Genomic DNA, 26,928 nt, shown 5'->3' on the forward strand with positions numbered 1-26,928 from the left:
CATGACAGTTTCACGAGTTCACATCACACCGCACATGCACTGGGATCGGGAGTGGTACTTCACCACCGAGGAGTCCCGCATCCTGCTGGTCAACAACATGGCGGAGATCCTGGCGCGTCTTGAATCCGACCCCGACTACAAGTTCTATGTGCTGGACGGCCAGACCGCGGTGCTGGAGGATTACTTCGCCATCCAGCCCGAGAACAAGGCCCGGGTGAAGGCGCTGGTGGAAGCGGGCAAGCTCATCATCGGCCCCTGGTACACCCAGACCGACACCATGCAGGTGAGCGGCGAGTCCATCCTGCGCAACCTGCTCTACGGGATGCGCGATTGCCTCAGCCTTGGCGAGCCGATGAAGATCGGTTACCTGCCCGACTCGTTCGGCATGTCCTCCCAGCTACCCCACATCTTCAACGGCTTCGGGATCGATCGGGCCATGTTCTGGCGCGGCTGCTCCGAGCGTCACGGCACCGACAAGACCGAGTTCCTCTGGCAGAGCAACGACGGCAGCGAGGTGACCGCCCAGGTGCTGCCGCTCGGCTACGCCATCGGCAAGTACCTGCCGGAAGATGAAGCGGGCCTGCGCAAGCGGCTCGAATCCTACTTCGAGGTGCTGGAGAAGGCCTCGGTGACCAAGGATATCCTGCTGCCCAACGGCCACGACCAGATGCCGCTGCAACAGAACATCTTCGCCATCATCGACAAGCTGCGGGAGATCTACCCCCAGCGTGAATTCCACATGAGCCGCTTCGAGCAGGTCTTCGAGCGCATCGAGGCGTGCCGCGACCAGCTGGCCACCCTCAAGGGGGAGTTCAACGACGGCAAATACATGCGGGTACACCGCACCATCTCCTCCACCCGGATGGACATCAAGCTGGCCCATGCCGCCATCGAGAACAAGATCGTCAACATCCTCGAGCCGCTGGCGAGCATCGCCTGGGCGCTCGGCTTTGAGTACCACCATGGGCTTTTGGAGAAGATGTGGAAGGAGATCATGAAGAACCACGCCCATGACAGCATCGGCTGCTGCTGCAGCGACAAGGTGCATCAGGAGGTGATGACCCGCTTCATTCTGGCCGACGACATGGCCGAGAACCTGATCCGCTTCTACATGCGCAAGATTGTCGACAACATGCCGGTGGCGCTCTGCGAAGACGGCGTGCAGGTGGCCGACAAGCTCTGCCTGTTCAACCTGATGCCCTTCCCCCGTCAGGAGGTGATCAACACCAGCATCCGCATTCGTGCCCAATCCTTTGCCCTGCGCGATGAAGCGGGCCAGCCGGTCCCCTACTTCATCCGCGCCAGACGCGAGATTGACCCGGGTCTGGTGGACAGACAGATCGTTCACTACGGCAACTACGACCCCTTTATGGAGTACGACATCCAGCTCTGCCATCCACTGCCGGCCATGGGCTACTGCACTCTCCATATCGAGGGCAATCAGCCGGGACTGGAGCAGCCGGTGACGGCCAGCGGCGAGCTGCTGGAGAACGATTTTTATCGCATCGCCCTCAATGACAACGGCACCCTGCAGATCCTGGATAAACTGCGCGGCACCACCTTCGATCAGGTGCTCACGCTGGAAGAGGGCTCCGATGATGGTGACGAGTATGACTACTCGCCATCGCGGGACGAGTGGCTGCGCTACTCCACCGAGTTTGCGGTGACTCGCGAGGTCACCCATCAGGCGTGGCAGAGCATCGCCACTCTCAAACTGCGTATGGCATTGCCTGCCAACCTCGCCGAGCGTGCCAACCGCCAGTGCAGCGGCCACCTCGATGTCACCTGCCGTATCACGCTGGCGCATCAGAGCCCACGCATCGACATCGAGCTGGAGCTCGACAATCAGGCCGACGATCACCGGGTGCGGGTGCTGATCCCCACCCCCTTCCCGAGCGACACCGTGGTTTCCGACAACCAGTTTGGCTGCATCACCCGCCCCACCCGCGACAGCGCCATGGCGAACTGGGAAGCGGAAGGTTGGAAAGAGGCCCCCATTCCGGTCTGGCAGCTGATGAACTTCGTCGCTCTGCAAGATGGCAAGCAGGGGCTGGCTGTGCTGAGCGACGGTCTGCGCGAGTTTGAAGTGATCGGCGAGCAGTGCGACACCCTGGCGCTCACCCTGCTGCGCGGGGTCGGCGTGCTCGGTAAAGAGGAGCTGCTGCTGCGCCCGGGTCGCCCCTCCGGCATCAAGCTGCCCACCCCGGACTCCCAGGTGCGCGGCAAGCTCAGCTGCCGTTTCAGCCTGCTGGCGTTTGCCGGTGATCACATCAGCGCCAACGTGATGCAGGCGGCGCGCAGCTACCTCACCCCGGTGCGCTGCTACAACAAGATCCCGTTCGATGCCATGAAGCTCAACAAGGCGAGCTTCACCACCCCGCTCCACTTCAGTCTGCTCTCCATGGATCCCTCTGGTCCGGTGCTGAGCGCCCTGAAAAAGGCAGAGGATGAAGAGGCGCTGGTGATCCGGGTCTACAACCCGAGCGAGCAGGCGGTACTGGAGGGTGGCAAAATGAGCAGCGAACACGCCCTGAGCGACTGGCAAGCGGTGCGGATGGACGAACAGCCCCAGCCCCTTGAACTGGCCGCTGGCGAGTTTGGCGAGCTGGCGCCGTGCCACTCCCGCAGCGTGCGCTTTCGGGTGGCTCGCGGCTAACCGCCGGTAACACCCACAGGTAGCAACAGGCGGGGAAGAGTCATCCCCTCCCCGCCTGTTTATCCCTTCAAGCTGGCCTGCCCCGCTTGATAAAGACATAAAAAAATCCCTGCCAGTTGGCGGGGATTTTTATTGGGTCCTGCTTCATCCCGCGAGCGGGGGAGCGCGCTTAGCTGGCCTTGCGCAGGATCTGCTCAAGGTAGTCGGCGAAGCGGTGACCGTGATGCTCCAGCAGTTTCGGGAACATGGAGATGGAGGTCATGCCCGGGAAGGTGTTGATTTCATTCAGCAGGATCTCCCCCTCGTCGGTCAGGAAGAAGTCGATGCGGGAGAGATGGGTCAGTTTCAGCTGACGGAACGCCTTGAGGGCATACTCGTGAATAGCGTCAGCCTGCGCCTCGGTCAGCCCCTCGGCACGCAGTGCGGTCTCGGTATGGCTGGCGCTGCTGTACTTCTCTTCATAGGTGTAGAACTTGTCCTGCGGCACGCAGATCTCGCCCGGATACGTCGCCACCAGCTCGTCACCATACTGGTAAACTGCCACTTCCAGCTCGCGCGGCTTGACCGCTTTCTCGATCAGAACCTGTTCGGAGTAACCGAAGGCATCGGCAATACCTTTTACCAGATCCGCTTCGTTGCTAGCGGAGTAGCAGCCAACGGAAGAGCCCTGGGAAGCGGCCTTGATAAAGACCTTGCCCCACTTGGCCAGCGCGGCTTTGGCCTCGGCCAGCGCCGTCTCATTTTGCTCGGTCAGGAACAGGTACGGGGTGTTAGGAATGCCAATGGCGGAGAGCCACAGCTTGGTGCTGATCTTGTTGAAGCAGATCTTGCTCGCCTCGGCATCACAACCGAGATAAGGCAATCCGGCCAGTTCGAGGAAGGATTGCAGATCGCCGGTCTCACCCGGGTAGCCGTGGATGCAGGGCACCACGTAATCCACCGGACGGGCCACGCTGTCAAACGAAAGCAGCTTGTCGAGCCCCAGCTTGCACTCGCGGCCATCGGCACTGAGCCAGCGATCGGCGAACATCTCGACGCGGGTCACTTCGACACCGGGCAGAAGGCCCAGTTGTTGCTCGAGGAAATTGGCGCTGCGCAGAGAAACTTCGTGCTCGGAGCCACCGCCGCCGCACAGCAGCAAGACATGCATGTTCTTCATTAGATGTGATCCCTTGGGAAAAGCGGCCTCGTCATGACCATTTGATAAGCCAACCACCATAAAAACCGGACGAAGCCAGATACGAACATAAGTGCGCGCCAGTGTAGCAAGGGAGATCAACCCTTGTCAGCTGATGGGAGACCCATGACCCCACTTCTTGCAGTGAAAAGTCTCCCCTGTGTCAAAATCGGGACACATTGCCCCTCAGCGCGGGGGATCGACCCTTCCCATGCCGTTGCCATTGACCCGAAACCAGCCGGCAATACTGTAGCGCTCCTGATTGGCAGGCAGTACCTCGTGGGGAAACTCCTCGGAGAGAAACATGACCAGCCGCCCCCCCTTGGGGCTGACATCCATCAGAAACTGCTCCTTGTCGTCATACATGCGCAGCACTCCACCCGCTTCGGGCAGCCAGTCGTTGTTGAGGTAAAACACGGTGGTAAGACGGCGGTTGGAGCGACCGGCAAAGGCATCCCGATGGGTGGCGTAAAAATCCCCGCTGCGATAGCGGGCGAAGTGGGCCTCGTAGTCGAACAATCCCAGCATCAGCATCCGGTTTGCGGCAAGACGCAGGGACTCCATCCGGGCGAGGTAGTCAGCCACCGGCGCACCGAGGGAGGGCTCCAGCCAGTGGATCTGGTCACGGCGAATATCGGGATTGCCCTGGTGCAGGGCGTCACGGCCGATCCCGGCCGGTTGCCATTCGCCTGGCAAACAGGCTTTGAGGGCATCCACCTCGGTAGCGGTCAAAAAATCATCCACTATCACCCATCCCCGGGTGTAAATGGCATCCATGGCAGCTTGATAGTCCAAGATTGGCTCACAATGAGTGGAAAGAGGGCGCTTTGTAGCGACTTACCAGCAAAGTCACAAACCGGTTTGCTTCTCTTGAGAAGTCCCAACATCAATACGCGAGTTGCTGCCCGCCTCCCCGCATTTTTGTCGCCAGTTGTGATCCCGCCCTGCCAAAGAGCGTATTGGCTGTCGAAACTGTGATGGCCCTTGCAATCGGGACGAGGAGGCGCCGCGGCCTCCTTGCGGTACCAAGAGCCAGCCGATACCGTATCCGCATCGCCATGTTGCTGTTCATCCGGCGCTTGTCTCTGTCACCGACCGAACCACTCACGGCACAACCCGCGCATCACCCACGAAAGGATCTTCTCATGCCTCTGCCCGCTCTCACTTTGCAACGACTGGATGGTACCCCCTACCCGCTGACTCAACTGGCGGGCAAGGTAGTGCTGGTGGTCAATGTGGCCAGTCGCTGCGGCTTTACTCCCCAATATGAAGGGCTGGAAACGCTCTATCGGGAACTCGGCCCCAAGGGGCTGGTGATTTTGGGCTTCCCCTGCAACCAGTTCGGTCAGCAGGAGCCGGGGGATGCGGACGAGATCGCCCGCTTCTGCGCCCTCGACTATCCGGTCACCTTCCCCATCATGGCCAAGTGCGATGTCAACGGTGAGCATGCCCACCCCTTCTACCGGTGGCTCAAGCAACAGAAACCGGGCTTTCTTGGGCTGGAAAACGTCAAATGGAACTTCACCAAGTTCCTGATCGACCGCGATGGCAACGTGGTAGAGCGTTTCGCACCCCAGGCCAAACCGGAGAGTCTGGCCGAGCAGATCCGCGAGATGCTCTGATGCTCCCGCACCGTTTTACGCCACTGCGTTGAACGATTGTATGGCGGCCGGTGCGACAGCTACTGCGCAGCGGCCGCTCTTTTGCTATATTACGGCCCCACTATCTTTTCCATATCGTGGCTGGCCCCAATACGCTGGCTGCCCGTTGAGCCAAAGGCTCATCTCAGGAGTTTCTCTCGAACATGTCATTCAACGAACTGGGTCTGTCTCCGCATATTCTGCGGGCCGTCAAGGAGCTGGGTTACGAACAGCCAACCCCCATCCAGCAGCAAGCGATTCCGGCCATTCTGGCCGGTCAGGATGTGCTCGGCGGCGCTCAGACAGGCACAGGCAAAACGGCCGGTTTCACCCTGCCGATGTTGCAGCGTCTGCTGGCCAACCACGGTCGTGGCCGTCGTCAGGTGCGCGCACTGGTACTGACCCCGACCCGCGAACTGGCGGCACAGGTGGGCGAGAGCATCATCAAGTATGCCCACCACCTGCCGTTCAAGACTCTGATCGCCTATGGCGGTGTCAGCATCAAGCCCAATCTGGACGCCATCAAGCTGGGTGTGGACATTCTGGTCGCCACCCCGGGCCGTCTGCTGGATCTGCTGACCCAGGGCGCCCTGACCCTGAGCCAGCTGGAAGTGCTGGTGCTGGATGAAGCGGATCGCATGCTCGACATGGGCTTTATCGTCGACATCCGCCGCATCATGAAGGCGCTGCCTGCAGAGCGGCAAACCCTGCTCTTCTCTGCCACCTTCTCAAACGACATCAAGGCGCTGGCCGATGATCTGCTGAACGACCCCACCCTGATCGAGGTGGACCCCAGCAATACTGCCGCCGAGCAGGTGACCCAGCGCATCATTCAGGTAGATCGGGAACGCCGCCGCGAGCTGCTCTCCCATATGATTGGCCGTGGCAACTGGCAGCGGGTGCTGGTGTTTGTTCGCACCAAGCAGATCGCCGACCGCCTCGCCCAGCAGATGCAAAAAGATGGTCTCAATACCGTGGCGATCCACGGTGACAAGAGCCAGGGTGCCCGCAACCGGGCGCTGGCCGATTTTCGCAGTGGCGAGGTGCGGGTGCTGGTAGCGACCGATATCGCCGCCCGCGGTCTCGATATCGATCAACTGCCCTATGTGATCAACTTTGAACTGCCCCAGATGGCGGAAGATTACATCCACCGTATCGGCCGTACCGGCCGCGCCGGTCGTGGCGGCGAGGCCATCTCGCTGGTCAGTCAGGACGAGCTGGGTCAGCTCAAGGCGATCGAAGCCCTGATCGGCCAATCCCTGTCCGTGGAGATCCTGGAAGGGTATGAGCCAAGCGGCAAGCCGAGTCGCCAGACTCTGCCGGGCAGCAAGCCGGTGCAGAACCCGCCTCGGGCTCGCGGTCATGCCAACGCCAAGAGCAGCAATGCCAAGGGCAAGCCAGCCGCGGGCAAGGGCAAAGCCAAGGGTGACGCCAGCAAAAATCCCGCCCAGTCTCCTCAAAACAAGTCCCGCAAGCGGGAAGTGGTGGGCGAGGATATCGGCTTTGCACCAATGCGCCGTCTGCCCAAAGCGATGCGTGACAGCTATCAGGAGAGCAGCGACGAGTAAGCTCGCACGACGCTAACTGCCAAGCCGAAAGAGGGAGCCACTAAGGCTCCCTCTTTCGTTATGGATCGCACGGAGTCGTGCAAATGCTCCACTCGGGCTCAAACCAGCGAATGGCGCACCGCGGCGGTACCATGGCTGGGCGGCGCTGAACCATCGAGCGGATTGAGCTGCAAGAACTCGAACAAGCCAGCCTGCATATTGACGTTCCAGAAGCGGCCGGCGAGGGTGAGTTGCAACCGTGCGTTCTCGATCTCGGCCAGCCCGTGCTGCTGCCAGGCGGCAAAAAGCGGCATCAGATGGGTCAGCAAAGGCGCTGGCAGACGATCCAGCGCCAGCACGCCACTGTCGAGGGCGCCACGCAGCAGACCGTCCATTCTTGCATTGGGATTGCGCCCCATCACCATCCCGGGCGCCCGCTTGCCACTGGCCAGCGCATCGTGCCAGGGGGCCAGATCCCGCCCATACATCAAGCCGTGGCCAAGAATACTGCCCCCAGCACCGGCACCAAAGGGGAGGATCTCCGCACCGCGCTTGGCCATCTGGTTATAACGACTCTGCTCGGCCGGAATGCGCCGCCAGTGGCTGCAAGAGAGACGCTCCCAGCCGTGGGCTTCCAGTTGCGCCCCGCCATAGGCATACATGGCCGCCCGCTGCTGGCCATCGGCGAGCCAATCCAGGGTGCCCTTCTCCTGCGCCCGCTCCAGATTGGTGCCCTGCATGGCGATGAGCTGATAGAGATCGACCCCGTGTACACCGCTCGCCATCACATCACGGATATCCTGCTGCCACACGGCATCATTCTGACCGGGCAGACCAAAGATAAGATCCGCCACGATCACAGCCGCATCATCCCGGGTCAGCTCACCCAGACGGGTCAGCAGCGTCTCCCTGTCATCGAAACGGGCCGCCTGCTGACGCACCCGGGTATCAAAGCTCTGCACCCCGAAGGAGAAGCGGTTAAAGCCCCCCGCCAGCGCCACCTGCCATTTCTCATCATCAAAGCCGTTGAGGCGCCCCTCCAGCGTCACCTCGGCATCGGCCGCCAACGGAAAACGGCGGATCACTGCAGCCAGCATGGCCAGCTCGTCGGCGCTCATGTCGGTCGGTGTACCGCCCCCCACGTAGACGGCTGAAAATGGCATGCTCTGCGCCAGCGGGGTGTCAGCCGCCTGCGCAAGGGAGGCGCACAAGGCGTTGACATAGCGGTTTATCCGCGCCGGGTTGGCGCCATTTTCAAAGAAATTGCAGAAGCTGCAGCGCTTTCGGCAAAACGGGATGTGGATGTAGAGGGCGCGCTCCTCAGCTTCACTCTCTCGCTGCCACCAGCTCTGCCAGCCAGCCTCATCCAGCGGGAAGGGGCGCATCCCTCCTCGACTGGCGTGAGCCGAGGTCTTGGCGCTAAAAGCAAACTTGAGGGGATCCGGCGTGGCAATACCGGTCATGGAAGGGGTCAGATTCATGATGGTCACAATTATTAGTAAATAATAACAATGATAACGATTATCGTTACTAGCAATTTGTTCTGGATCAACCCGAGGAGCAGCCCCCCTCCCGAAAGGCATTTTGGCAACCTGCATTACCGATCTGCTTAACAGATTATTTACTCAAGAGTGGTTATCGTGTGCCGATAGAGAACCATCTCCCGCCGTTTCTTCGTCTACGATCAAGATGATACGGGATCACATAACAACACCAAGCGCATGGAACTTGCCCAAAATGCATAACCTCTCCTTGAACTGGAAAATATTCCTCCCTCTTGCGCTGGTCATCAGCACCACCTTTGGCCTCTGCTTCGAACTCTCCGCCTGGCTGCAACGGGATCTCGCCATCCGGCTGGCAGAGGAGAAAGTTGAGAGCATGGCCAACACCTATATGGATCAGGTGAACGTGCTGATGATGACAGGTGGCATGGCCAACCGGCAGATAGTGCAGACCAAACTCAAGAGTGAAGCGGGCATCGTTGAGGCCCGTCTGGTGCGCGCCCCCGCCGTCAGCAACCTGTTTGGTCCGGGTCACCCGGATCAGAAAGCGCAGGATCCCCTCGATGAGCGTGCTATCAATCAGGGCGAAGCCATCCTGGAGCAGCAGGGCAACCGGCTCACTCTGATCAAACCGTTCAAAGCTTACAAGGAGTATCGCGGCACCCAGTGCCTCACCTGTCATCAGGTCAATGAGGGGACCGTGATGGGGGCAGTGCGGATCAGTTATGACCTCAGCCACACCTTCGGCGAGATCCGCCATAACAACCTGATCCTGAGCGGCAGTCTGGCCGCCGTCTTCAGCCTCGGCTTCGGCTTGCTTTGGTGGGTATTGCAACGCTACGTGAAACACCCTCTGCGCCAGCTGCAGCTCACCATGATCCGGATGGCCAAAGAGCGCGATCTCGCTCTCCCCCTGATCAATCACAGCCGGGATGAACTGGGCCAGATGACCCGCGCCGTCAATGACATGGTGCAGGGATTCCGCCACAGCCTGCAGGAGGTGGAAGGGGCGACCCACCAGCTCTATCAGGAGTCGAATCAGATCCGTCAGGTGGCGACCCAGACCGAAAACTCGGCCCGCCAGCAAGAGGGGATGACCACCCAGGTTGCCGCGGCCGTCAGCGAGCTGGCCGCCAGCTCTCATGAGGTGCGCGAACATGCCCGCCACAGCGCCGAGCTCTCCGCCCTCACCAATCAGGATGCCGCCGACACCAGCCGCCTCGCCCAGCACTCCATCACTGACATGGGCGAGATGTCGGCAGAGATCGATCGGGTGGATCAGGTGATCCAGCAACTCGACAGCCGCTGTCTTGCGGTTGACGGTGTGCTCGAGGTGATCAAGGGGATTGCCGATCAGACCAACCTGCTGGCCCTCAACGCTGCGATTGAAGCGGCGCGGGCAGGTGAGCAAGGCCGTGGCTTTGCGGTGGTGGCCGATGAAGTGCGGGCCCTCTCCAACCGCAGCCGCGCCGCCAGCGAAGAGATCTCCCAGATGATCGCCGCCCTGCAAAATGAGGCCCAGAGCGCAGTTACGGTGATCGGGGATGCAAAAAGCAAAGCCGATGAGAGCATCAGCAAGACCGAAGCGACCCTGGCAGCCATGCAGAACATCATCGAGCGCATCGCCCGCATCAACGACCTCAACGCCCAGATGGCGCAGTCGGCCGAAGAGCAGGACAGGGTCTGCCATGAGGTTGACAGCTCGGTAAGCGATATTCGCAACACCTCCAACGACACCCTGGGTCAGGCGCACGCCGCCAATCTCGCCAGCATTCAGCTGGTAGAGCAGTGCCAGAAACTGGAGGCTCTGCTGAAAACCTACCGTTGGTAATCCACTTCACCAACGAAAAAGCGCGACCCGAGGGTCGCGCTTTTGCTTTATGGATTCGACTTGGCCGAACGGCATCGTTGTTGTTCCAGCGGCGCGTTGACGATTAACAGCGCCACCAGGATAGCTTTAACGGGCGTTACGGGTTGCGACGGCATCCGCTAGGTTGCGCAGCAGCACTTCGGTATCAGCCCAACCGATGCAGGCATCGGTGATGCTCTGGCCGACCGTGAGTTCACACCCTTCCACCAGATCCTGACGGCCTTCTACTAGATGGCTCTCCACCATCACACCAAACACCGCTTTGCTGCCGGCACGCAGCTGACCTGCTACGTCTTCGGCCACCACCATCTGGTTCTTGAACTGTTTGCTGCTGTTGGCGTGACTGAAGTCGATCATCACCTTCTGAGGCAGACCGGCCTTCTCCAGCCCCTTCACAACTTCGCTGACATGAGCCGCGCTGTAGTTCGGCTCACGACCACCACGCAGAATGATGTGACAGTCCGGGTTGCCGCGGGTCGCCACGATGGCGGAGTGACCGTATTTGGTGACCGACAGGAAGTGGTGCGGCGCACTGGCAGCGCCAATGGCATCGATGGCAACCTTGATGGTGCCGTCAGTGCCGTTCTTGAAGCCCACCGGACAGGAGAGACCGGAGGCCAGCTCGCGGTGTACCTGGGATTCTGTGGTACGGGCACCGATCGCGCCCCAGCTCATCAGATCCGCCACATATTGCGGGGTGATCATGTCGAGGAACTCGGAGGCAGTTGGCAGTCCCATGTCGTTGAGATCCAGCAACAGCTTGCGACCAATGCGCAGACCGTCGTTGATCTTGCAGCTGTTGTCGAGGAACGGATCGTTGATCAGCCCCTTCCAGCCCACTGTGGTGCGCGGTTTTTCGAAGTAGACCCGCATCACGATCTCCAGCTGATCTTTCAGCTCGTCGCGCAGCGCCTTGAGGCGCTTGCCGTACTCCAGCGCGGCGACCGGATCATGGATGGAGCAAGGACCAATCACCACCAGCAGACGATCATCTTCGCCGGCCAGGATATTGTGAATGGCCTGACGGGATTCAAAAACGGTGGACGAGGCCACCTCGGTAGCCGGAAACTTCTCAAGCACCGCAACCGGGGGTAATAACTCTTTGATTTCACTGATACGAACGTCGTCGGTTTGATGCTGCATGACAAGGCTTCCTGCTAGATGACTGCGATTAGGAAATCTCAACATAGCCCGCGACAGGGCATGTGTAAATAGGAAATTACAGCAATCACAAAACTATTTTATATATCAATCTTGCAAGTTATTGAAATGATGCTAAGCAAAATGGAAGTGCGGATGAGGAAGGCAAAAAGGCCCGCTCAGCGCGGGCCCGAAGCGTTGGTGATGACGGTTTTTTCAGTGATCAGCCACGCTGGCTGATACTGGCCAGCTTGTCGAAGTAATCCGGGAAGGTCTTCGAGGTGCACTTGGGATCATTGATGGTGACCGGGGTATCCGACAGCGCCACCAGCGAGAAGCACATGGCGATACGGTGATCGTTGTAGGTATCGATCTCGGCATGCTTAAGCTGGGTCGGCGGGGTCACTGTGATAAAGTCATGCCCCTCCTCCACTTCGACGCCCAGCTTGCGCAGCTCGGTCGCCATGGCGTGCAGACGATCGGTCTCTTTCACCCGCCAGTTGTAGATATTGCGAATGGAGGTCGGCCCCTCGGCAAACAGCGCCGCTACAGCGATGGTCATGGCCGCATCGGGAATATGGTTCATGTCCATATCCACTCCGTGCAGCGGCGCCTGCTCCGCCTCGATAAAATCATCGCCCCAGGTGATGCGCGCGCCCATCTTCTCCAGCACGTCGGCGAAGTGGATATCACCCTGAATGCTGTGCTTGCCGATACCGGTGACCCGTACCTTGCCCTTGATGGCACCCGCCGCGAGGAAGTAGGAGGCGCTGGAGGCATCCCCTTCCACCAGAAAGTCACCCGGACTGATGTAGGTCTGGTTGCCCTTGATGTAGAACAGCTTGTAGTTGTCGTGCTCGATGACCACCCCGAACTGCTTCATGATGTGCAGAGTGATGTCGATGTAGGGCTTGGAGACCAGCTCCCCCTTGATATGGATCCGGGTATCACCGGCCGCCATCGGCGCTGCCATCAAAAACGCGGTCAGGAACTGGCTGGAGACGGAGCCATCGACGTGCACATCGCCGCCCCACAGCCCCTTGGCATCCACCACCAGCGGCGGATAACCATCGTGTTTCAGGTACTGGATATGGGCACCTGCTTCACGCAGGGCATCCACCAGATGGCCGATGGGACGCTCTTCCATGCGCGGCTCGCCGCCCAGAGTATATTCACCTGAGCCGAGGCATAGCGCGGCGCAGAGCGGTCGCATGGCAGTACCGGCGTTGCCGAGGAACAGATTGACCGGCTCTTTCACCGCAAAACTGCGACCCAGACCCTGCACGGTACACTCGGTCTTGTCGGCGGAGAGCTTGTACTTGACCCCGAGTTGGGTCAGCGCAGCCAGCATATGACGAATGTCATCGCTGTCGAGCAAGTTGGTCAGACGGGTGGTGCCACGAGCCAGCGCCGCCAGCAGCAGCGCACGGTTAGAGACACTCTTGGAGCCGGGCAGATTGACCTCACCGGCCACACGAGAAATGGGTTCCAAACGCAACGAATTCATAGACTTCCTGTGCTATCTCAAAAATAAACGCCTGTCCGGACGTTAACAGCCTGCGTCCCGCTCGGCAAGGGCACTTTCAGGGGAAATCGCACGGTAAACGCCAGCGCGCAGGTTCTGTTGAAAAAAAGACGCCGGGGTATCCCAGGCGTCTTGAATCACTGCAATAGATGGAAGCGGCTCACGAGAGGCCGCCAGCAAGCATGTGAGTACTCTCTTCTCAGCCGTTGCGCTTGGCAAAGCCATCCATAAAGCTCACCAGAGCCTTCACCCCCTCCAGCGGCATGGCGTTGTAGATGCTGGCACGCATGCCACCGACAATGCGGTGTCCTTTGAGGGCCAGCAGGCCGGCCGCTTCCGATTCTGCCAGGAACTGCTTGTCCAGCTCGGCATTTTTCAGCTGGAACGGGATGTTCATCCGCGAACGGCAGCTGACATCCACCTGATTGCCGTAGAAGCTCGACTGATCGAGATAGTCGTAGAGGAAGTCGGCCTTCTCCTTGTTGCGCGCTTCCATCGCCTCGAGGCCACCCTGTTCTTTCAACCACTCGAACACCAGACCGGCCAGATACCAGGCGTAGGTGGGCGGCGTGTTGAACATGGAGTCGTTCTTGGCAGTGAGCTTGTAGTCGAAAATCGAGGGGACATCGGCTCTCGCCTGATCCAGCAGATCATCGCGCACGATGGCGATGGCAAGCCCGGACGGCCCGATATTTTTCTGGGCACCGGCATAGATGATGCCAAAGCGGCTCACATCGAGAGGACGGGAGAGAATGGTGGAGGAGAGATCCGCCACCAGCGGCACCTCGCCGGTAGCCGGGATGTCAAACATCTCGATGCCGTCGATGGTTTCGTTCGGGCAGTAGTGAACATAAGCCGCATCGGCGCGAAACGCCGGGGTCGGCAGCAGGTGGGAGATCCCCTGCTCGTTCTTGGCAACCCCCTGGAAGGTCTGGATATCGCCATACTTTTTGGCTTCATCCACCGCGCTCTGGGACCAGACACCGGTCAGCAGAAAGTCCGCTTTCTTGTTGGCCCCGCCCAGCAGGTTCATGGGCACAGCGGAGAACTGACCGCGGCCGCCACCGTGCATGAAGAGCACCTTGTAGTTGTCCGGCACCGCCAGCAGCTCGCGCAGATCCGCTTCAGCTTTCTCGGCAACCGCCATGTAGGGCTTGCCGCGATGGGAAAGCTCCATGACCGAGGCTCCCAGCCCCTGAAAATTACAAAATTCGCGCTGGGCGCGCTCCATGACTTCAACCGGCAGCATGGCGGGGCCGGCGCAGAAGTTGTAAATCTGTTTGCTCATGACGCTTTCCGTGAGTGGATGAGAGTAATCGATGACTTGTCAGGTTTTACACAAGAGCCGCCACAGGATCAAAGGCTTTTTGGGAGCTGGCTCAACCTTTTACCGTCACTCTACATCCCCCTTGCAGTAGAAAAAGCCCTGAACGGGTCAGGGCTTGCAGGGAACATGCACAGAAATGGCGGGCAGAGCGCATAAACGACCACAGCTCAGCCATTTCTGACAAATTTACAGTTTGGCGGTGAGCTCTGGCAGCAGAGTGAAGAGATCACCCACCAGCCCGTAGTCCGCCACCTGAAAGATGGGGGCGTCGCTGTCCTTGTTGATGGCCACGATCACCTTCGACTCCTTCATCCCCGCCAGATGCTGGATGGCCCCCGAAATACCGACCGCGATATAGAGCTCCGGCGCCACCACCTTGCCGGTCTGCCCCACTTGCAGATCGTTAGCGACATATCCCGCATCAACGGCGGCTCGCGATGCGCCCACCGCTCCACCCAGCTTGTCGGCCAGCGCTTCTATCAAAGCAAACTGCGCCTTGGAGCCCAGCGCCCGGCCACCGGAGACCACCACCCGGGCGGCGGTCAGTTCGGGCCTGCTGGAGCGCACTGCGCGGCGCTCGACCAGCCGGGTACGACCAGCGAATTCGGGCACAGCCAAGGGCTCGATGAGAGCCTGCCCGCCCGTCGCCGCCTTGGCAAACGCGGTGGCCCGCACAGTCATCACTTTGACGGGCGCCGAGCTTGCCACTCTGGCGATGGCATTGCCCGCATAGATGGGGCGCAGGAAGGTGTCGCTGCTCTCGATAGCCGTCACCTCGGAGAGCATCTCCACCCCGAGCCGAGCCGCTACCTGTGGCAGCAGCGCCTTGCCCATGGTACTCGCCGCCATCAGGCAGTGGCTGTAACCTTCGCACCAGCAGGCCAGCAGCTTGTCGACCCCATCCAGCAGCCCGTCGGCCAGTAGGGGATGCTCGGCAAGCAGAACCTTGTCGACACCGCTGAGGGCTGCCGCCTGTTCACCCGCCTCGGTCAGCCCCTGACCCAGCAACAGCAGGTCAACTTGACCGCCGATGGATCCGGCGGCGGTCACCAGTTGTGCCACGTTGTCGGCCAGATGGCCCTGATGATGTTCGGCAATGATCAGCACGCTCATGGCAGCACCTTCGCTTCGTGTTTGAGTTTGTCCACCAGCTCGTCCACCGAGCCCACCTTGATCCCGGCGCTGCGGGCTGGCGGCGCCATCACCCCGAGCAAGCGGGTCTGATTGGCCACCTCAACGGCGAGTGTCGAGAACGGGGCGCTATCAAGCGGCTTGCGCTTGGCCTTCATGATGTTGGGCAGCGAGGCAAAGCGCGGTTCATTCAAACGCAGATCGGCGCTCACCACGGCAGGCAACGGCATGCCGAGGGTCTCGAGGCCACCGTCGATTTCGCGGGTCACCAGCAGTTCCCCAGCTTCCACCTTGAGGGCTGACGCACAGGTCGCCAGCGGCCAATCATTGAGGGCAGCCAGCATCTGGGCCACCTGATTGTTGTCGGAATCGATGGACTGCTTGCCGAGCAGCACCAGATCCGGCAGCTCCTGCTCACACACCTTGTGCAAGGCGCGGGCGACAGTCAGCGGAGTGAGCGTCTCATCGGTGACATAATTCAGTGCCCGATCCGCCCCCAGCGCCAGCCCATGGCGCAGTTGCTCGGCGGCAGCGTCAGGGCCGAAAGTCACCACCACCAGCTCGCTGGCGATACCCGCTTCCCGCAGCCTGACCCCCTCCTCCACCGCAATTTCACAAAAGGGGTTGATCCCCATCTTCACATTGGCCAGCTCCACGTCGGAGCCGTCTCCCTTCACCCGGATCTTGACGTTGTAGTCGACTACCCGTTTGATCGCGACCAGCAGCTTCATGGGGTCATGCCTCGTCTCTTTGGATTGAATTCATTAGTGTGCCTCTGCGTTTGTTGCAGTACGCTCTTCCCTGATTTTTTGCTTTTTCTTGCTCAGTTTTGCTTACAACTGCTTTACGTTTACGTAAACTACCAGCATTACCCTAGGCCAACCAGAGCGCAGAGGCAAGATGGAACGGGAAGCAATGGAATTTGATGTCGTCATCGTCGGCGGCGGTCCGGCGGGGCTCAGTGCAGCCATCGCCCTGAAACAGCAGGATGCCACTCTCTCTGTCTGTCTGCTGGAGAAGGGAGCGGAAATTGGCGCCCATCTGCTCTCCGGCGCCCTGTTTGATCCCGTCGCCTTGCAAGAGCTGCTGCCGGATGGCTGGCAGCAAGCGCCGCTCGGCGTGCCGGTCAGCGACGATCAGGTTCATCTGCTGCAAAGCGAGCAACGCTCCCTGCAACTCCCCGCCTGGGCAGTGCCGCCCCGGATGCACAATCAGGGTTGCCATGTGGTCAGTCTGGGCAATCTCTGCCGCTGGCTTGGCCAACAGGCGGAAAAACTGGGAGTCGAAATATACCCGGGATTTACCGCCAGCGAACTTATCATGGAAGCGGGCCGGGTCAAGGGGGTCATCACCGGCGATCTGGGGCTGGATCGGGCGGGCAATCCAAAAGCTGATCATGTGCCCGGCATGGCGCTGCTCGGTCGCTACACCCTCTTTGCCGAAGGGGCCCGCGGCCATCTCGGCAAGCAGCTGATCGCCGCATTCAACCTGGCAAACGCTGCCCAGCCCCAGCACTATGCCATCGGCTTCAAGGAGCTGTGGCAACTGCCTGCTGGCCAAGGCAAAGCGGGACAGGTGCTGCACGGCAGTGGCTGGCCCCTTGGCAAGCAGGGGGGCGGCAATAGCCACGGCGGTTTCTACCTCTATCACATGGAGGGGGATCAGGTGGCAGTCGGGCTGATTGTCGATCTCAACTACCAGAATCCCTGGCTCAGCCCGTTTGACGAATTCCAGCGCCTCAAGCATCACCCGCTTATCGCCGGCGTGTTGCAAGGGGGGGAACGCATCAGCTATGGCGCCCGCGCCATCACCAAGGGGGGCTGGCACGCCCTGCCCCGCATGCACTTCCCGGGCGGCCTGCTGATCGGCTGCGATGCGGGCACCCTCGACTTTTCCCGCATCAAGGGGATCCACACCGCCATGAAATCGGGGATGCTGGCGGCAAAAACCGTCGCGATGGCGCTGCAGGGGGGCGATGAAGGGGGCCGGGATCTGGCCCAGTATGGTGACGAGCTGCACCAGAGCTGGCTGGCCCGCGAACTCAAGGCGGCGCGCAACTTCGGCGCGGCGCTTCACCGCTATGGTCCCTGGTTGGGCGGTGCCTTCAACTGGCTGGAGCAACGGCTATTTGGCGCAAACTCGCCCTTCAAGCTGTTCGATAAGGCTCACGACTACCGTCAGTTGCGCGTGGCCAGCCGCTGCAAGCCCATTCATTATCCCAAACCCGATGGCAAGCTGAGCTTTGACAAGCTCTCGTCTGTGTATCTGGCCAACACCAGTCACGACGAGGATCAACCTTGCCACCTCAAGCTGCAGGACGAGCGCATTCCGGTCGAGGTCAATCTGCCCACCTGGGCTGAACCCGCCCAACGCTACTGCCCGGCCGGGGTATTTGAAGTACTGGAAATGGAAGGCGCAGCCAAACTGCAAATCAACGCAGCCAACTGCATTCACTGCAAGACCTGTGACATTAAAGATCCCAGTCAAAACATCGTCTGGACACCGCCACAGGGAGGCTCCGGGCCCAATTATCCGAATATGTGATGGAACGGCGATGCCAAGATGCGGTGACATCAAAGATGCTCAGCCCCAAAACATCGTCTGGACACCGCCACAGGGGGGCTCCGGGCCTAATTATCCGAATATGTGATGAAGCGGGGCAGCGGTAACAAGCAGCCCCAGCTAGCCCTCCCCCAACCAAAGGCTGGGTTCTACCCCGCATAGCCGCTCAGGTGATCCGACCTCGCTGTTTTTTTGAACAAACAGGCTGAATCCCTGATGAATAGCCCCTGACAAGCGCGGCCCGCCCCTGTATAGTTCGCCGCATTCAGGTTTTCCATCGGCCCGATCTGCTTATCCACGGGATCGCCTTCTGCAGCGATCTAAGGCCGCATGACCTGTGCAACCATCCCTGATTACCCATGACTTTTTAAGGGGGGACAGATGATCACCGCCTACATTCTCAACAACAAGGTGCTGGACATAGTCACGCTCGGGCCTGACGACATAGTACCTGACAACACGGTCTGGCTGGATGCCTACAAGCCGGACACGGCAGAGCGAGAATGGTTGACGGGCCTGTTCCTGGAAGAGGTCCCCGACAAGGAAGAGCTCGACGACATCGAAGCATCCGCCCGTTTTTACTGGGATACCGATGGTCTGCACATTCACTCCCTGTTTCCCCAGCGGATCGGTCGTGACACCAAGGGTGTCCACGTCTCCTTTACCCTGCGCAACAACCTGCTGATCAGCATTCGTGAAGATGACATCGGGCTGGTGCGCCTGCTACGTCACTATATGCGCCAGGATCGGCTGGAGGTGGAGGATGCCCTCGACATCCTGCTGGAGGTGCAAAACCTCAAGGTGGAGTACCTCTCCGACCTTATCGAAGATGGTTACAAGACCTTGGAAAACACCGCCGATCAGATCTTCGAGCCGGATCAGATCAACCCCATGCTGAAAGAGTTGATGGCACAGGAAGAGGCCAACGGCCAGATCCGTCTCTCTCTGCACGATACCCGCCGCGCCCTGCGTTTCCTCAAACGCAGCCTGCGCCAGCGCATGAGCCTTGAGCAGAACAAGTGGATCGACGAGATGCTGCACGACGTGGAGTCCCTGTTGCCCCACACCCAGTTCCTGTTCGACAAGATCAACTTCCAGCTGGAGGCCTCCATGGGGGTGACCAATCTGGAGCAAAACAAGGTGATCAAGATCTTCTCGGTAGCCGCCGTGATCTTCCTGCCGCCGACCCTGATCGCCAGTATCTACGGCATGAACTTCGGCCGCATGCCGGAGCTCGCCTGGGAGTATGGTTATCCCATGTCACTGGTGCTGATGGTGATGTCATCGCTCGGCACCGGCCTTTTCTTCAAGCGCAAAGGCTGGCTGTAACGCCGCCGACGCGCGCTGCGATATCTGAAGAAACGGATTGGGGGGCATGGCCCCCCGATTAATTTGCGCCACGCCCAACGCCTTGCAAAGGGCGCTTCGTCGCCCCATATCCCCTCCATCACTCAATTCAAGTGGATAACGGGCAACCATGACCCTCTACCCCGAACACCGATATGACGATCACGGCCAGTTGCGCCCGCCCCTCTGGTTCTGGCCCATCGCCCTGTTGCTGACCCGCTCGATCTGGCTCTTTCTGATGGCGGGAGTGACCCGCGAGAGCGGCAGCGAGATCCTGACCCTCTTTTATCCGGACAAGATCACCCTCTACATCAGCCTGCTGACCGACGTACCTGCCATGCTGGCGTTGCTCGCCTGCGGGGGCACCTATCAGCAGACCCAGAGCATTCGCGCCAGACTCCGTCGCCACAGCCCGCTGCTGCTGCTCTGCTCTGCCGTCAGCGGCCTGCTGATGCAGTTGCACAGCCTCAATCTGCAAAAGTGGTCGTTCAGCTGGCCCACCGCACTGGTGCTGGTCGCCAGCCTCTGGGCGCTCTGGTATCTGCTGCGCAGTCGCCAGCTACGGGAATATGCCGCAGATCAGCCCCACTGACGGGGCTGACACCTATTGACGAGTGACCCGGATCTGCAGGGTCTGGCGCTCGCTCTGGCTGCCTCGCCCGCCCTGTAGCTGGGTGCCGAGGCTACTCCCCTGATCCGCTGAGCTGGTCGAAAGCTCTCCCACCGTCAGCCACTGGCCCGGGGCCCCGCTCACTTCAGTGGCACTCTGCCCACGATTGATGGTGCCCTGATCCAGCCTCGCCTGTTCGCTGCTCAGCGCAATCTGCACCCGATCGCCAATCAAGGTGGCCGTGGCATAGAGGCCGTTCACCAGCGGCATCATCCCCACCACGGCGCCCCCGTTCCACTGATAGAAGGTGACCGGCTGATAGGAGCCCATCTGCAGCAGCACGGGACGGCCCGACAGCCCGCGCACCTGCCAGCTGTCGTTCTGGCTGCGCTGGTACTGCCGGGCGTTGCCATCGAGCAACCACTGCCGCTTGGCCTCGTCGCGACTGATTGAGCCTCCCAGTTGCTGACCGCTGGCGGCCCCCTCCACCCGCCACTCGATAAGCAGGCTTTGCGGTGGCTGGTTGATCTGCGCCAGCGTGGCTTCGGCCTCCTGCAGCTGGGCTGGCGTCCCGCTCAGCACCAGCTGATTGCCCATGGCACTCACCCCAAGCTGGGGATAGATCTCCTTGAGGGTCTGCACCGCCGCCTGCGCCTCGAATACCGGGATCACTTTCACCTCGGCCCACAGCGGCCAACACCACAACCAAAGCAACAGCCAGTATCCTCTCCAGCGCCACTTCGCCATCCTTGTCTCCCTCTCAGATCCGTCGCCGTACACCGTGCTCTAATGCCTCGTCATCATGAGCTATTCCTTGCGCTTTTCAATCCGTAGCATCGTCCGTTTGAGGCAAAGATCAGGGCAACACAATGTAATGCAAATAACAATGATTTCCATTTGTTGTCACGAGGTAATCGCTCGGATACAATTCGGTCTCCTTTTTTCGAGCTTGCCGTCAATGAAGCCTGTCGCCCCCCCTGCCGCCGCCATTCACCTAGCCCTGCTTGTCAACATGCTCTCCATGGGCAGCATGATGATGGTGATGCCGCTTGGGCCGGATCTGGTGACTAGCCTCGGCATGGCACCGGAGCAGACCGGCTATTTCAGCGGTGGCGCCACCCTGGGAGCCGCCCTGATGGGGCTTATCGCCGCTCCCTGGCTCGACCGGGTCAATCGCAAGCCCGCGTTGCTGATGCTGCTGACCTTGCGTTTTCTGCTGTTGATGGCCTGCGCCCTGGTGCAAAACAGCCAGCAGCTGCTGGTGCTGTTCGTCCTGTCGGGCTGTGTGTCCGGGCCGCTTGCCGCCATCCTGATGGCGGCCGTACTGGATCTGGTGCCGCCTGCCGAGCGAGGTCGCCGCCTCGCCTACGTGAGCATGGCTTTCTCGCTGGCAGCCATCCTGGTGGTGCCCCTTGCCCTTATCCTGGCCCAGTGGTTCGGCTGGCAGAGCCCCTTCCTGCTGTTTGGCCTCTGCGGCCTGCTGCTGGCCTTGTTCTGCACCATGCTGTTCCCTTCACTGCCGGCCAGTCATGCCCCTCACGGCAGCGGGTTGCGCCAGTTGCTGGGCTCCCCGCTCTGCCAGGGCGCTCTGTTCATCCTCTGCCTGCAGATGTTCGGTCACTTCTTGCTGATCCCGCATTTTGCCAACTACTTCCAGTTCAACCTGGCGTTCCCCCGCGAGCAGATCGCCACCCTCTATATGTGCGGCGGCCTCGCCAGCATGGCCACCATGCGACTGTGCGGCAGCTGGATTGATCAGGGCTGGGCTCAGGGCGCCATCTTGATCACCAGCCTGCTGCTGACACTGATCACCCTGCTCGGTTTTGCCCTGCCGGTCGACATGCCCGTCTACCTGCTGTTCACCCTGTTCATGGCCCTGAGCTCGGCCCGTTCCAGTACCACCCTCGCCATCACGGCGGCCCTTCCTGCGCCCCATCAGCGCGCCGCCTTCATGTCGTTTCAGGGGACGGTAACCAACGTGGCAGCCGGCCTTGGCAGCCTGCTCTCGGCCAGGTTGCTGGTATCGGATCAGAACGGCGTGATGCACGGATTTGACCAGCTGGCCTGGATCAATATCGGCTGCGGCCTGCTGGCCTGCGGCGGTGTCTGGCTCCTGCTCAAGGGGCTGGCACAGACAAGAAACAACAATAACCCAGAGTCTGGCCCCGCCAGACAAGGAAGTCAGTGAGCCATCGGCCCCAGAGCCGGACCCCATAACCTCTGTTTTATTCATGGAGTTTTGACAATGCAGTTGCAGCCTGGCGTATTTCGATTGAACCCGATCCTGCTCTCACTTGGTCTGTGTGCCCTGCCGGGCCTGGCACAGGCCGAGGTCCCCAAAGCCAACGAAACCCTGGTGGTGACCGCCACCCAGACCAAGCATTCTGAACTGTCGGCACCGGCCAGCGTCTCCGTGGTGACCCGCGCCGAACTGGACAAGATGAACGCCAGCACCCTGGCCGATGCCATCAAGGGTGTCACCGGTGTCCACATTTATCCGGGCAACACCAATGGTCGTCAGGAGATCCGTCTGCGCGGTCTGGAGAGCGACTATACCCTGCTGCTGGTAAATGGCCGCCGCATCAACTCCCGTGAAGCCCTCACTTCCGGTTATGCCAATGACTTCGATGTTTCCACCGTCCCGGTCGCGGCCATCGAACGGATTGAAGTCCTGCGCGGCCCCATCTCCTCCCTGTATGGTGCCGATGCGCTGGGCGGGGTGGTGAACATCATTCTGCGCAAACCCACAGAACAGACCAAGGGCTCGGCCGCCTATACCTTCAGCACCCCGACCGACGGCCACAATGGCGATGCCAACAAGGGCAGCGCCTATCTGAGCGGCTCTCTCATTGACGACAAGCTGCTGGGCAACGTCATCGTTGAAGGCCTGCATCGCGATGCCTGGCAGAGCGAACAGAGCATCAACCCGAACACCGATGCCCTGGAGAAGCGTGAAAAGTGGAGCGCCATCACCAATCTGACCTGGCTCATCGATCAGGACCAAGATCTGGAGCTGGGCGCCATCTTCGCCAAGGACGATCGCTTGGCACGCTGGAACAACTATGGCGCCACCGTGCTCAATGATCAGCAGATGGAGCGCCTCAGCCTCAACCTGACCCACAACGGTCGCTGGGAATGGTTTGACAGCCAGGTCGGCTACAACTTCGAACAGGTGGATCTGCGTGACGACTCGCAGCTGATGACCACCCTCAACAAGAAGATCGGCGAAGTTACCCAGAACAACCACACCTTCGACGGTCAGATCACCACCTCCGCGGGCTGGAACCTGATCACCGCAGGCGCCGAGTATCGCATCACCGAGCTCGAGCACAACGTCAGCCTCAACGGCAAGAAGACCAGCGTGGATCAATACGCACTCTATCTGCAGGACGAGCTGGACCTGGGGCCGCTCAACCTGACCCTGAGCGGACGCATGGATGACCACGAGACCTATGGCAGCGAGTTCAGCCCACGCGCCTATGCCCTCTACAACATGAACGACAACTGGGTCTTCAAGGGTGGAGTAGGACGCGCCTTCAAGGCGCCGACCATCTCCCAGACCGATGCGGATTACGGCGTACTGGCTTGCCGCGGCGCCTGTACCATCGTCGGCAACCCGGACCTCAAGCCCGAGACCGCCGTCAGCTACGAGTACGGTACCGCCTACGAGGCCGCTGCTTTCGGCGCAGGTATCACAGCGTTCCACAACGACATCAAGAACAAGATCCAGAGCGACAGCTGGCGCGTCGGTCACCGTCCGAAAGTCATGACTTACAGCAACGTGGCCGAAGCCCGCATTCGTGGCGTCGAGATCAATGGCTGGGTCGACATCACCGACGATCTGAATCTCTCCACCAACGGCACCATTCTGGATGGCAAAGACATGACCACAGGGCTGGATCTCAACAAAACCCCCGAGCATCTGTTCAACGCCAAGCTGGAGTGGCAGACCCTGGATACCCTGAGCACCCGTGTCGGCTGGAACTACGTAGGCAGCCAGACCATCCCGGTACCACGCATGACTGGCGCCACCTATGATCGGAGCGAAGGCTACCATACCTTCGATCTGGGGTTTGTCTGGAACGCCATGCCCCGACTGGACGTGAAAACCGGCCTCAACAACCTAACCAACACAAAGCGTGACCAGGTTGCCACCGATGCTGACCTGATCTTGGAAGGGCGTACCGTCTACGCAGGTCTGGAATACAAGCTGTAAGTTGTTTGCAGGAGCCCTGGCAACGGGGCTCCTTTTTCATTCTGTCTCGATATAAAGGAGTTGCCGGGAGTCGAGCGCTTGAGCGATACGCATAAAAAATCCGAAACCAATCAACAGGTTTCGGATTTTCACACAACAGAAGGAGCGGTCAATGGATCCTTAACTGATCGGCATTACCGCCAAAAGGCGGTTTTTTTATGCATGCGTCTCGGCGCAACGCCACTCACAGCAGCAGGCTGGTGAGCACCCCGCTCTGCAGTGTTTGCCAGTACAGCGTACAGCTCCAGCCAGCGGGTAGTGCCGGAGTCAGCGCGTCCACGAGTTCGAGGGTGAGGGTCTGCTCCGTCATGGCCAGCCAGCGGGCATCGAGAAAATCAAAATAGCGCCCCACCCTGGGGTAGAGCGCCTTGAACAGGCTCTCCTTGGCCGAAAAAATCAAGGTGAGCGCCTCAGCCCTGCTCAGGCCAGCGGCGCGGGCAGCGGCCGCCAGCCGGGCCCACTCCTCCCCACTAACAATACTGGGCCATAGCTCGCTCGCCTGCCTCTCTGCCAGCCAACTTTCCAGATCCAGCCCCATTCCCGCCCGGCCCGGGCGCACCGCGCACAGGGCCATGCCACCCCCCTGTAACAGGCTATGGCTGATGCTGCCCTCAAACCCCGCAGGCCAGAGGGGCTCGCGGGCAGGGCCGATAGCCACTGTGCTTCCTGCAAGGCCTAAGGGTCGCAGGGCCTCTCGGGCAGCGAAACGCCCAGCCAGAAACTCCCCCAGCCGCTTGGGGGCCGCGCGCTGCAAGCTGGCGGGCAGCACCATACCGGCTGCGTCGTAACAGGCCGGGGTGAAGGCGGCGGGGTCAAAGCAGACCCGTTGCAACGCCAGATGCGCCGCACTGGGCAGCGGCAGGCTGTCGGCCTGCACGATAAAGCGGTCCAGTGAACAGGCTGGCGCAGTGGCAATGGACATCACGAAGGCCCTTGGTTGGTGAGCCAGCATGGTAGCAAACCGCGCCCTCTTTACGCTACAAACTCAAATACTAATTCTTATTATTTGAGTTTGCGTTAGCATTGGTTCGCCCGTTTGGGACCCAGTGTTCCACAGATTTCACCAAGAAGGATGTAACGATGAAGATCTCCTCTCCCCTGGCTGGCGTGCTGATGCTGGCCAGTCTGGTCGGCTTCCAGGCACAGGCTGGCAGCGAGCCCCGTCAGGTGACCGATGCCGACGGCAAGACCCAGGTTGTACCGGCACAACCCAAGCGAGTGGTGGTACTGAGCGAAATCGATCTCGACAGCGCCCTAACCCTAGGCCTGCAACCGGTCGGCACCGTCAATGGCCGCGGCCAGTCCACCCTGCCCCGCTACCTACTGCAACAGGCGGCAAGTAGATCGCCGTGGTCGGCGATCTGGACAACCTCAACTTGGAGAAGCTGATCGATCTGGAACCGGATCTCATCCTCACCGGCCAGACTAAGCCCGAGCTGCTGGCCCTGCTCAAAGAGATCGCCCCCACCGTCGTCACCGGCAACTGGGGTGACTCCTGGAAGGAGATCTTCAATCGCAGCGCCCACGTGCTGAACCGGGACGCCGAAGCCAAAGCCTTTTTCGCCCAGTATGACGCCCGTCTGCAGCAAGCCCACAGCAAGCTCGCCAAGCATCAGGGCGAGCGTCTGAGCATAGTGCGCTGGAATCCCAAGGGCCCGAGCTACATGCACAGCGGCACCTTCGCCAGCAGCGTGGTGGAAGAGATGGGGCTGACCCGACCGACCCACCAGATCGGTGACAAGACCCCCCACTCCCCTGCCCTGAGCCTCGAATCCCTCAATCTGCTGGACGGCGACTGGCTGGTAATCGGCACCCTGAGCGCCAGGGGTGATGCGGTAGATGCCATGAAGCAGGCCGAGCAGACCCCGGCCTTCCAGCAGCTCGGCGCCATCAAGAGCAAGCGCTTCGGCGCCGTGGACGGATCGCTGTGGACCTCCACCGGTGGCCCCCAAGCGGCCCTCAAGGTAATCGACGATGTCGAACTGCTGCTGGCCAAACCCGATGCGGCCCCCATCACCAAATAACTCAGCACCATAAGAGTCACACCAAGCTCCATTGACCGTTCCTCCTGATGTGTAGAAATCGGAATCTGTTGATTAGCGTCAGATTTCTACACGTATCACACAGGGTATCGACTTTAACCATACCAGCAAATGAAGCCCCATTTGAGTCACACCACAACATTGTCTCTCCCCCGAGATTATCACTACTCCGCTCGGCATGGAGGGGGGCCCCTGCATCGTCGCCGTATGCCCATGGAGCACTTGCTATAAGCCATTATCGGCATGACTATCTTCCATTACGTATCCATGACCCCGCAGGTCAATCAGCTCGACATCCTATTGCTCAGTAACCGCACCTTTGTCGCCCCCTACGCCAGCCTCGGGTGGGCAGGACGCTCGCAAGCTGCATTATCTGCTGCAGGGTCAGGATGATGGCGGGCTCAAGATAGGGCGGGACAGGCTGTTTCGGATATTGGCCGAGCACCGCTTGCTGGTGCTGCCCAGACGGGCGTATCACAAGACCACCCACAGTTTTCACCGTTTCTACCGTCATCCCAACTTGCGCAAGGCGGGACCAGAGCAGGTTACGCCGGTGGCTCCGGAGCAGGTCTGGGTCGCAGATATCACCTATCTGCC

General features: G+C 60.3%; 19 protein-coding genes and 3 pseudogenes. 12 read left to right on the forward strand and 10 right to left on the reverse strand.

All coding sequences use genetic code 11. From position 1 onward, the window contains the following. Position 1 precedes the first annotated feature (1 nt). Positions 2 to 2,656: a mannosylglycerate hydrolase gene (mngB, locus tag AB5Z09_RS12125; RefSeq protein WP_368195393.1), complete on the forward strand. Its 2,655-nt coding sequence runs from the start codon at positions 2 to 4 to the stop codon at positions 2,654 to 2,656. A gap of 169 nt (positions 2,657 to 2,825) precedes the next feature. Here the strand turns inward: mngB and AB5Z09_RS12130 are convergent, their stop codons facing one another. Both AB5Z09_RS12130 and AB5Z09_RS12135 read right to left on the reverse strand, forming a co-directional pair. Continuing rightward, positions 2,826 to 3,815 carry a D-alanine--D-alanine ligase gene (locus AB5Z09_RS12130; RefSeq protein WP_139441013.1) on the reverse strand — a complete coding sequence of 330 codons (990 nt, stop codon included), beginning with the start codon at positions 3,813 to 3,815 and terminating at the stop codon, positions 2,826 to 2,828. Between the two features lie 204 nt (positions 3,816 to 4,019). Further along, positions 4,020 to 4,628 (reverse strand): 2OG-Fe(II) oxygenase, encoded by a 609-nt coding sequence (locus AB5Z09_RS12135; protein WP_335828597.1) that lies wholly within the window; start codon positions 4,626 to 4,628, stop codon positions 4,020 to 4,022. A gap of 350 nt (positions 4,629 to 4,978) precedes the next feature. On the opposite strand from AB5Z09_RS12135, the gene AB5Z09_RS12140 reads away from it, so the two are divergent. After that, on the forward strand, positions 4,979 to 5,455 hold the full coding sequence (locus AB5Z09_RS12140) for a glutathione peroxidase (protein ID WP_368195394.1): 477 nt from the start codon (positions 4,979 to 4,981) through the stop codon (positions 5,453 to 5,455). 182 nt (positions 5,456 to 5,637) lie between these two features. Beyond that, positions 5,638 to 7,041: a DEAD/DEAH box helicase gene (locus tag AB5Z09_RS12145; RefSeq protein WP_005337040.1), complete on the forward strand. Its 1,404-nt coding sequence runs from the start codon at positions 5,638 to 5,640 to the stop codon at positions 7,039 to 7,041. Between the two features lie 98 nt (positions 7,042 to 7,139). On the opposite strand, the gene hutW is transcribed toward AB5Z09_RS12145, so the two are convergent. Continuing rightward, a complete protein-coding gene (gene hutW, locus AB5Z09_RS12150) occupies positions 7,140 to 8,501 on the reverse strand; it encodes a heme anaerobic degradation radical SAM methyltransferase ChuW/HutW (RefSeq protein ID WP_368195395.1) in 1,362 nt (453 codons plus the stop codon). A 256-nt stretch (positions 8,502 to 8,757) separates the two neighbouring features. Here hutW and AB5Z09_RS12155 point away from each other — a divergent pair, with 256 nt between their 5' ends. Continuing rightward, positions 8,758 to 10,353: a methyl-accepting chemotaxis protein gene (locus tag AB5Z09_RS12155; RefSeq protein ID WP_160880453.1), complete on the forward strand. Its 1,596-nt coding sequence runs from the start codon at positions 8,758 to 8,760 to the stop codon at positions 10,351 to 10,353. Positions 10,354 to 10,479: 126 nt separating this feature from the next. Here AB5Z09_RS12155 and aroG read toward each other — a convergent pair whose 3' ends face one another. The 5 genes from aroG to AB5Z09_RS12180 form a co-directional block, all read right to left on the reverse strand. Beyond that, on the reverse strand, positions 10,480 to 11,535 hold the full coding sequence (aroG, locus tag AB5Z09_RS12160; RefSeq protein WP_368195396.1) for a 3-deoxy-7-phosphoheptulonate synthase AroG: 1,056 nt from the start codon (positions 11,533 to 11,535) through the stop codon (positions 10,480 to 10,482). Between the two features lie 220 nt (positions 11,536 to 11,755). Beyond that, positions 11,756 to 13,039, reverse strand: coding sequence for a 3-phosphoshikimate 1-carboxyvinyltransferase (aroA, locus tag AB5Z09_RS12165; RefSeq protein WP_005351267.1), 1,284 nt, complete (start codon positions 13,037 to 13,039; stop codon positions 11,756 to 11,758). Between the two features lie 217 nt (positions 13,040 to 13,256). Further along, a complete protein-coding gene (gene serC / locus AB5Z09_RS12170; RefSeq protein ID WP_120414429.1) occupies positions 13,257 to 14,345 on the reverse strand; it encodes a 3-phosphoserine/phosphohydroxythreonine transaminase in 1,089 nt (362 codons plus the stop codon). 225 nt (positions 14,346 to 14,570) lie between these two features. After that, a complete protein-coding gene (locus tag AB5Z09_RS12175; protein ID WP_120414430.1) occupies positions 14,571 to 15,497 on the reverse strand; it encodes an electron transfer flavoprotein subunit alpha/FixB family protein in 927 nt (308 codons plus the stop codon). Beyond that, positions 15,494 to 16,246, reverse strand: a complete 753-nt coding sequence (locus AB5Z09_RS12180; protein ID WP_368195397.1) for an electron transfer flavoprotein subunit beta/FixA family protein — start codon at positions 16,244 to 16,246, stop codon at positions 15,494 to 15,496. The genes AB5Z09_RS12175 and AB5Z09_RS12180 overlap by 4 nt, the downstream gene beginning before the upstream one ends. A 169-nt stretch (positions 16,247 to 16,415) precedes the next feature. Between AB5Z09_RS12180 and AB5Z09_RS12185 the strand changes: the two genes are divergently transcribed. The 3 genes from AB5Z09_RS12185 to AB5Z09_RS12195 all read left to right on the forward strand — a co-directional run bounded on the left by AB5Z09_RS12185 (position 16,416) and on the right by AB5Z09_RS12195 (position 20,016). Next, a complete protein-coding gene (locus AB5Z09_RS12185; protein ID WP_120414432.1) occupies positions 16,416 to 18,059 on the forward strand; it encodes an electron transfer flavoprotein-ubiquinone oxidoreductase in 1,644 nt (547 codons plus the stop codon). A 399-nt stretch (positions 18,060 to 18,458) separates the two neighbouring features. Next, the gene (gene corA, locus AB5Z09_RS12190) at positions 18,459 to 19,406 is read left to right on the forward strand and encodes a magnesium/cobalt transporter CorA (protein ID WP_005337059.1); all 948 of its coding nucleotides are present in this window, start codon (positions 18,459 to 18,461) and stop codon (positions 19,404 to 19,406) included. Between the two features lie 148 nt (positions 19,407 to 19,554). Continuing rightward, positions 19,555 to 20,016: a DUF2919 domain-containing protein gene (locus AB5Z09_RS12195; protein WP_120414433.1), complete on the forward strand. Its 462-nt coding sequence runs from the start codon at positions 19,555 to 19,557 to the stop codon at positions 20,014 to 20,016. Positions 20,017 to 20,028: 12 nt separating this feature from the next. On the opposite strand, the gene AB5Z09_RS12200 is transcribed toward AB5Z09_RS12195, so the two are convergent. After that, on the reverse strand, positions 20,029 to 20,781 hold the full coding sequence (locus tag AB5Z09_RS12200) for a hypothetical protein (RefSeq protein ID WP_368195398.1): 753 nt from the start codon (positions 20,779 to 20,781) through the stop codon (positions 20,029 to 20,031). Between the two features lie 211 nt (positions 20,782 to 20,992). Between AB5Z09_RS12200 and AB5Z09_RS12205 the strand changes: the two genes are divergently transcribed. Continuing rightward, positions 20,993 to 22,222: an MFS transporter gene (locus AB5Z09_RS12205; RefSeq protein ID WP_368195399.1), complete on the forward strand. Its 1,230-nt coding sequence runs from the start codon at positions 20,993 to 20,995 to the stop codon at positions 22,220 to 22,222. 57 nt (positions 22,223 to 22,279) lie between these two features. Beyond that, complete coding sequence (locus tag AB5Z09_RS12210; RefSeq protein WP_368195400.1) at positions 22,280 to 24,250, forward strand: TonB-dependent receptor; 1,971 nt, start codon at positions 22,280 to 22,282, stop codon at positions 24,248 to 24,250. Between the two features lie 223 nt (positions 24,251 to 24,473). Here the strand turns inward: AB5Z09_RS12210 and amoD are convergent, their stop codons facing one another. Further along, on the reverse strand, positions 24,474 to 25,214 hold the full coding sequence (gene amoD / locus AB5Z09_RS12215; protein ID WP_368195401.1) for an amonabactin biosynthesis phosphopantetheinyl transferase AmoD: 741 nt from the start codon (positions 25,212 to 25,214) through the stop codon (positions 24,474 to 24,476). Between the two features lie 155 nt (positions 25,215 to 25,369). On the opposite strand from amoD, the pseudogene AB5Z09_RS12220 reads away from it, so the two are divergent. The 3 pseudogenes from AB5Z09_RS12220 to AB5Z09_RS12230 all read left to right on the forward strand — a co-directional run. Further along, positions 25,370 to 26,313 (forward strand): annotated as a pseudogene (locus AB5Z09_RS12220) (amonabactin ABC transporter substrate-binding protein). Positions 26,314 to 26,485: 172 nt separating this feature from the next. Further along, positions 26,486 to 26,673 (forward strand): annotated as a pseudogene (locus AB5Z09_RS12225) (IS4 family transposase); the annotation flags it as partial. Next, a pseudogene (locus tag AB5Z09_RS12230) lies at positions 26,664 to 26,928 on the forward strand (IS3 family transposase); the annotation flags it as partial. The pseudogenes AB5Z09_RS12225 and AB5Z09_RS12230, both read left to right, overlap by 10 nt.

Origin of the sequence: Aeromonas sp. R2-2, from assembly GCF_040908355.1 — a bacterium.
Taxonomy (GTDB): domain Bacteria; phylum Pseudomonadota; class Gammaproteobacteria; order Enterobacterales; family Aeromonadaceae; genus Aeromonas; species Aeromonas veronii.

Bases quoted from the DNA above. Each gene is read 5' to 3' on its own strand.
- mngB (WP_368195393.1), top strand. From the start codon at position 2: ATGACAGTTTCACGAGTTCACATCACACCGCACATGCACTGGGATCGG.
- AB5Z09_RS12130 (WP_139441013.1), bottom strand. From the start codon at position 3,815: ATGAAGAACATGCATGTCTTGCTGCTGTGCGGCGGCGGTGGCTCCGAG.
- AB5Z09_RS12140 (WP_368195394.1), top strand. From the start codon at position 4,979: ATGCCTCTGCCCGCTCTCACTTTGCAACGACTGGATGGTACCCCCTAC.
- AB5Z09_RS12145 (WP_005337040.1), top strand. From the start codon at position 5,638: ATGTCATTCAACGAACTGGGTCTGTCTCCGCATATTCTGCGGGCCGTC.
- hutW (WP_368195395.1), bottom strand. From the start codon at position 8,501: ATGAATCTGACCCCTTCCATGACCGGTATTGCCACGCCGGATCCCCTC.
- AB5Z09_RS12155 (WP_160880453.1), top strand. From the start codon at position 8,758: ATGCATAACCTCTCCTTGAACTGGAAAATATTCCTCCCTCTTGCGCTG.
- aroG (WP_368195396.1), bottom strand. From the start codon at position 11,535: ATGCAGCATCAAACCGACGACGTTCGTATCAGTGAAATCAAAGAGTTA.
- aroA (WP_005351267.1), bottom strand. From the start codon at position 13,039: ATGAATTCGTTGCGTTTGGAACCCATTTCTCGTGTGGCCGGTGAGGTC.
- serC (WP_120414429.1), bottom strand. From the start codon at position 14,345: ATGAGCAAACAGATTTACAACTTCTGCGCCGGCCCCGCCATGCTGCCG.
- AB5Z09_RS12175 (WP_120414430.1), bottom strand. From the start codon at position 15,497: ATGAGCGTGCTGATCATTGCCGAACATCATCAGGGCCATCTGGCCGAC.
- AB5Z09_RS12180 (WP_368195397.1), bottom strand. From the start codon at position 16,246: ATGAAGCTGCTGGTCGCGATCAAACGGGTAGTCGACTACAACGTCAAG.
- AB5Z09_RS12185 (WP_120414432.1), top strand. From the start codon at position 16,416: ATGGAACGGGAAGCAATGGAATTTGATGTCGTCATCGTCGGCGGCGGT.
- corA (WP_005337059.1), top strand. From the start codon at position 18,459: ATGATCACCGCCTACATTCTCAACAACAAGGTGCTGGACATAGTCACG.
- AB5Z09_RS12195 (WP_120414433.1), top strand. From the start codon at position 19,555: ATGACCCTCTACCCCGAACACCGATATGACGATCACGGCCAGTTGCGC.
- AB5Z09_RS12200 (WP_368195398.1), bottom strand. From the start codon at position 20,781: ATGGCGAAGTGGCGCTGGAGAGGATACTGGCTGTTGCTTTGGTTGTGG.
- AB5Z09_RS12205 (WP_368195399.1), top strand. From the start codon at position 20,993: ATGAAGCCTGTCGCCCCCCCTGCCGCCGCCATTCACCTAGCCCTGCTT.
- AB5Z09_RS12210 (WP_368195400.1), top strand. From the start codon at position 22,280: ATGCAGTTGCAGCCTGGCGTATTTCGATTGAACCCGATCCTGCTCTCA.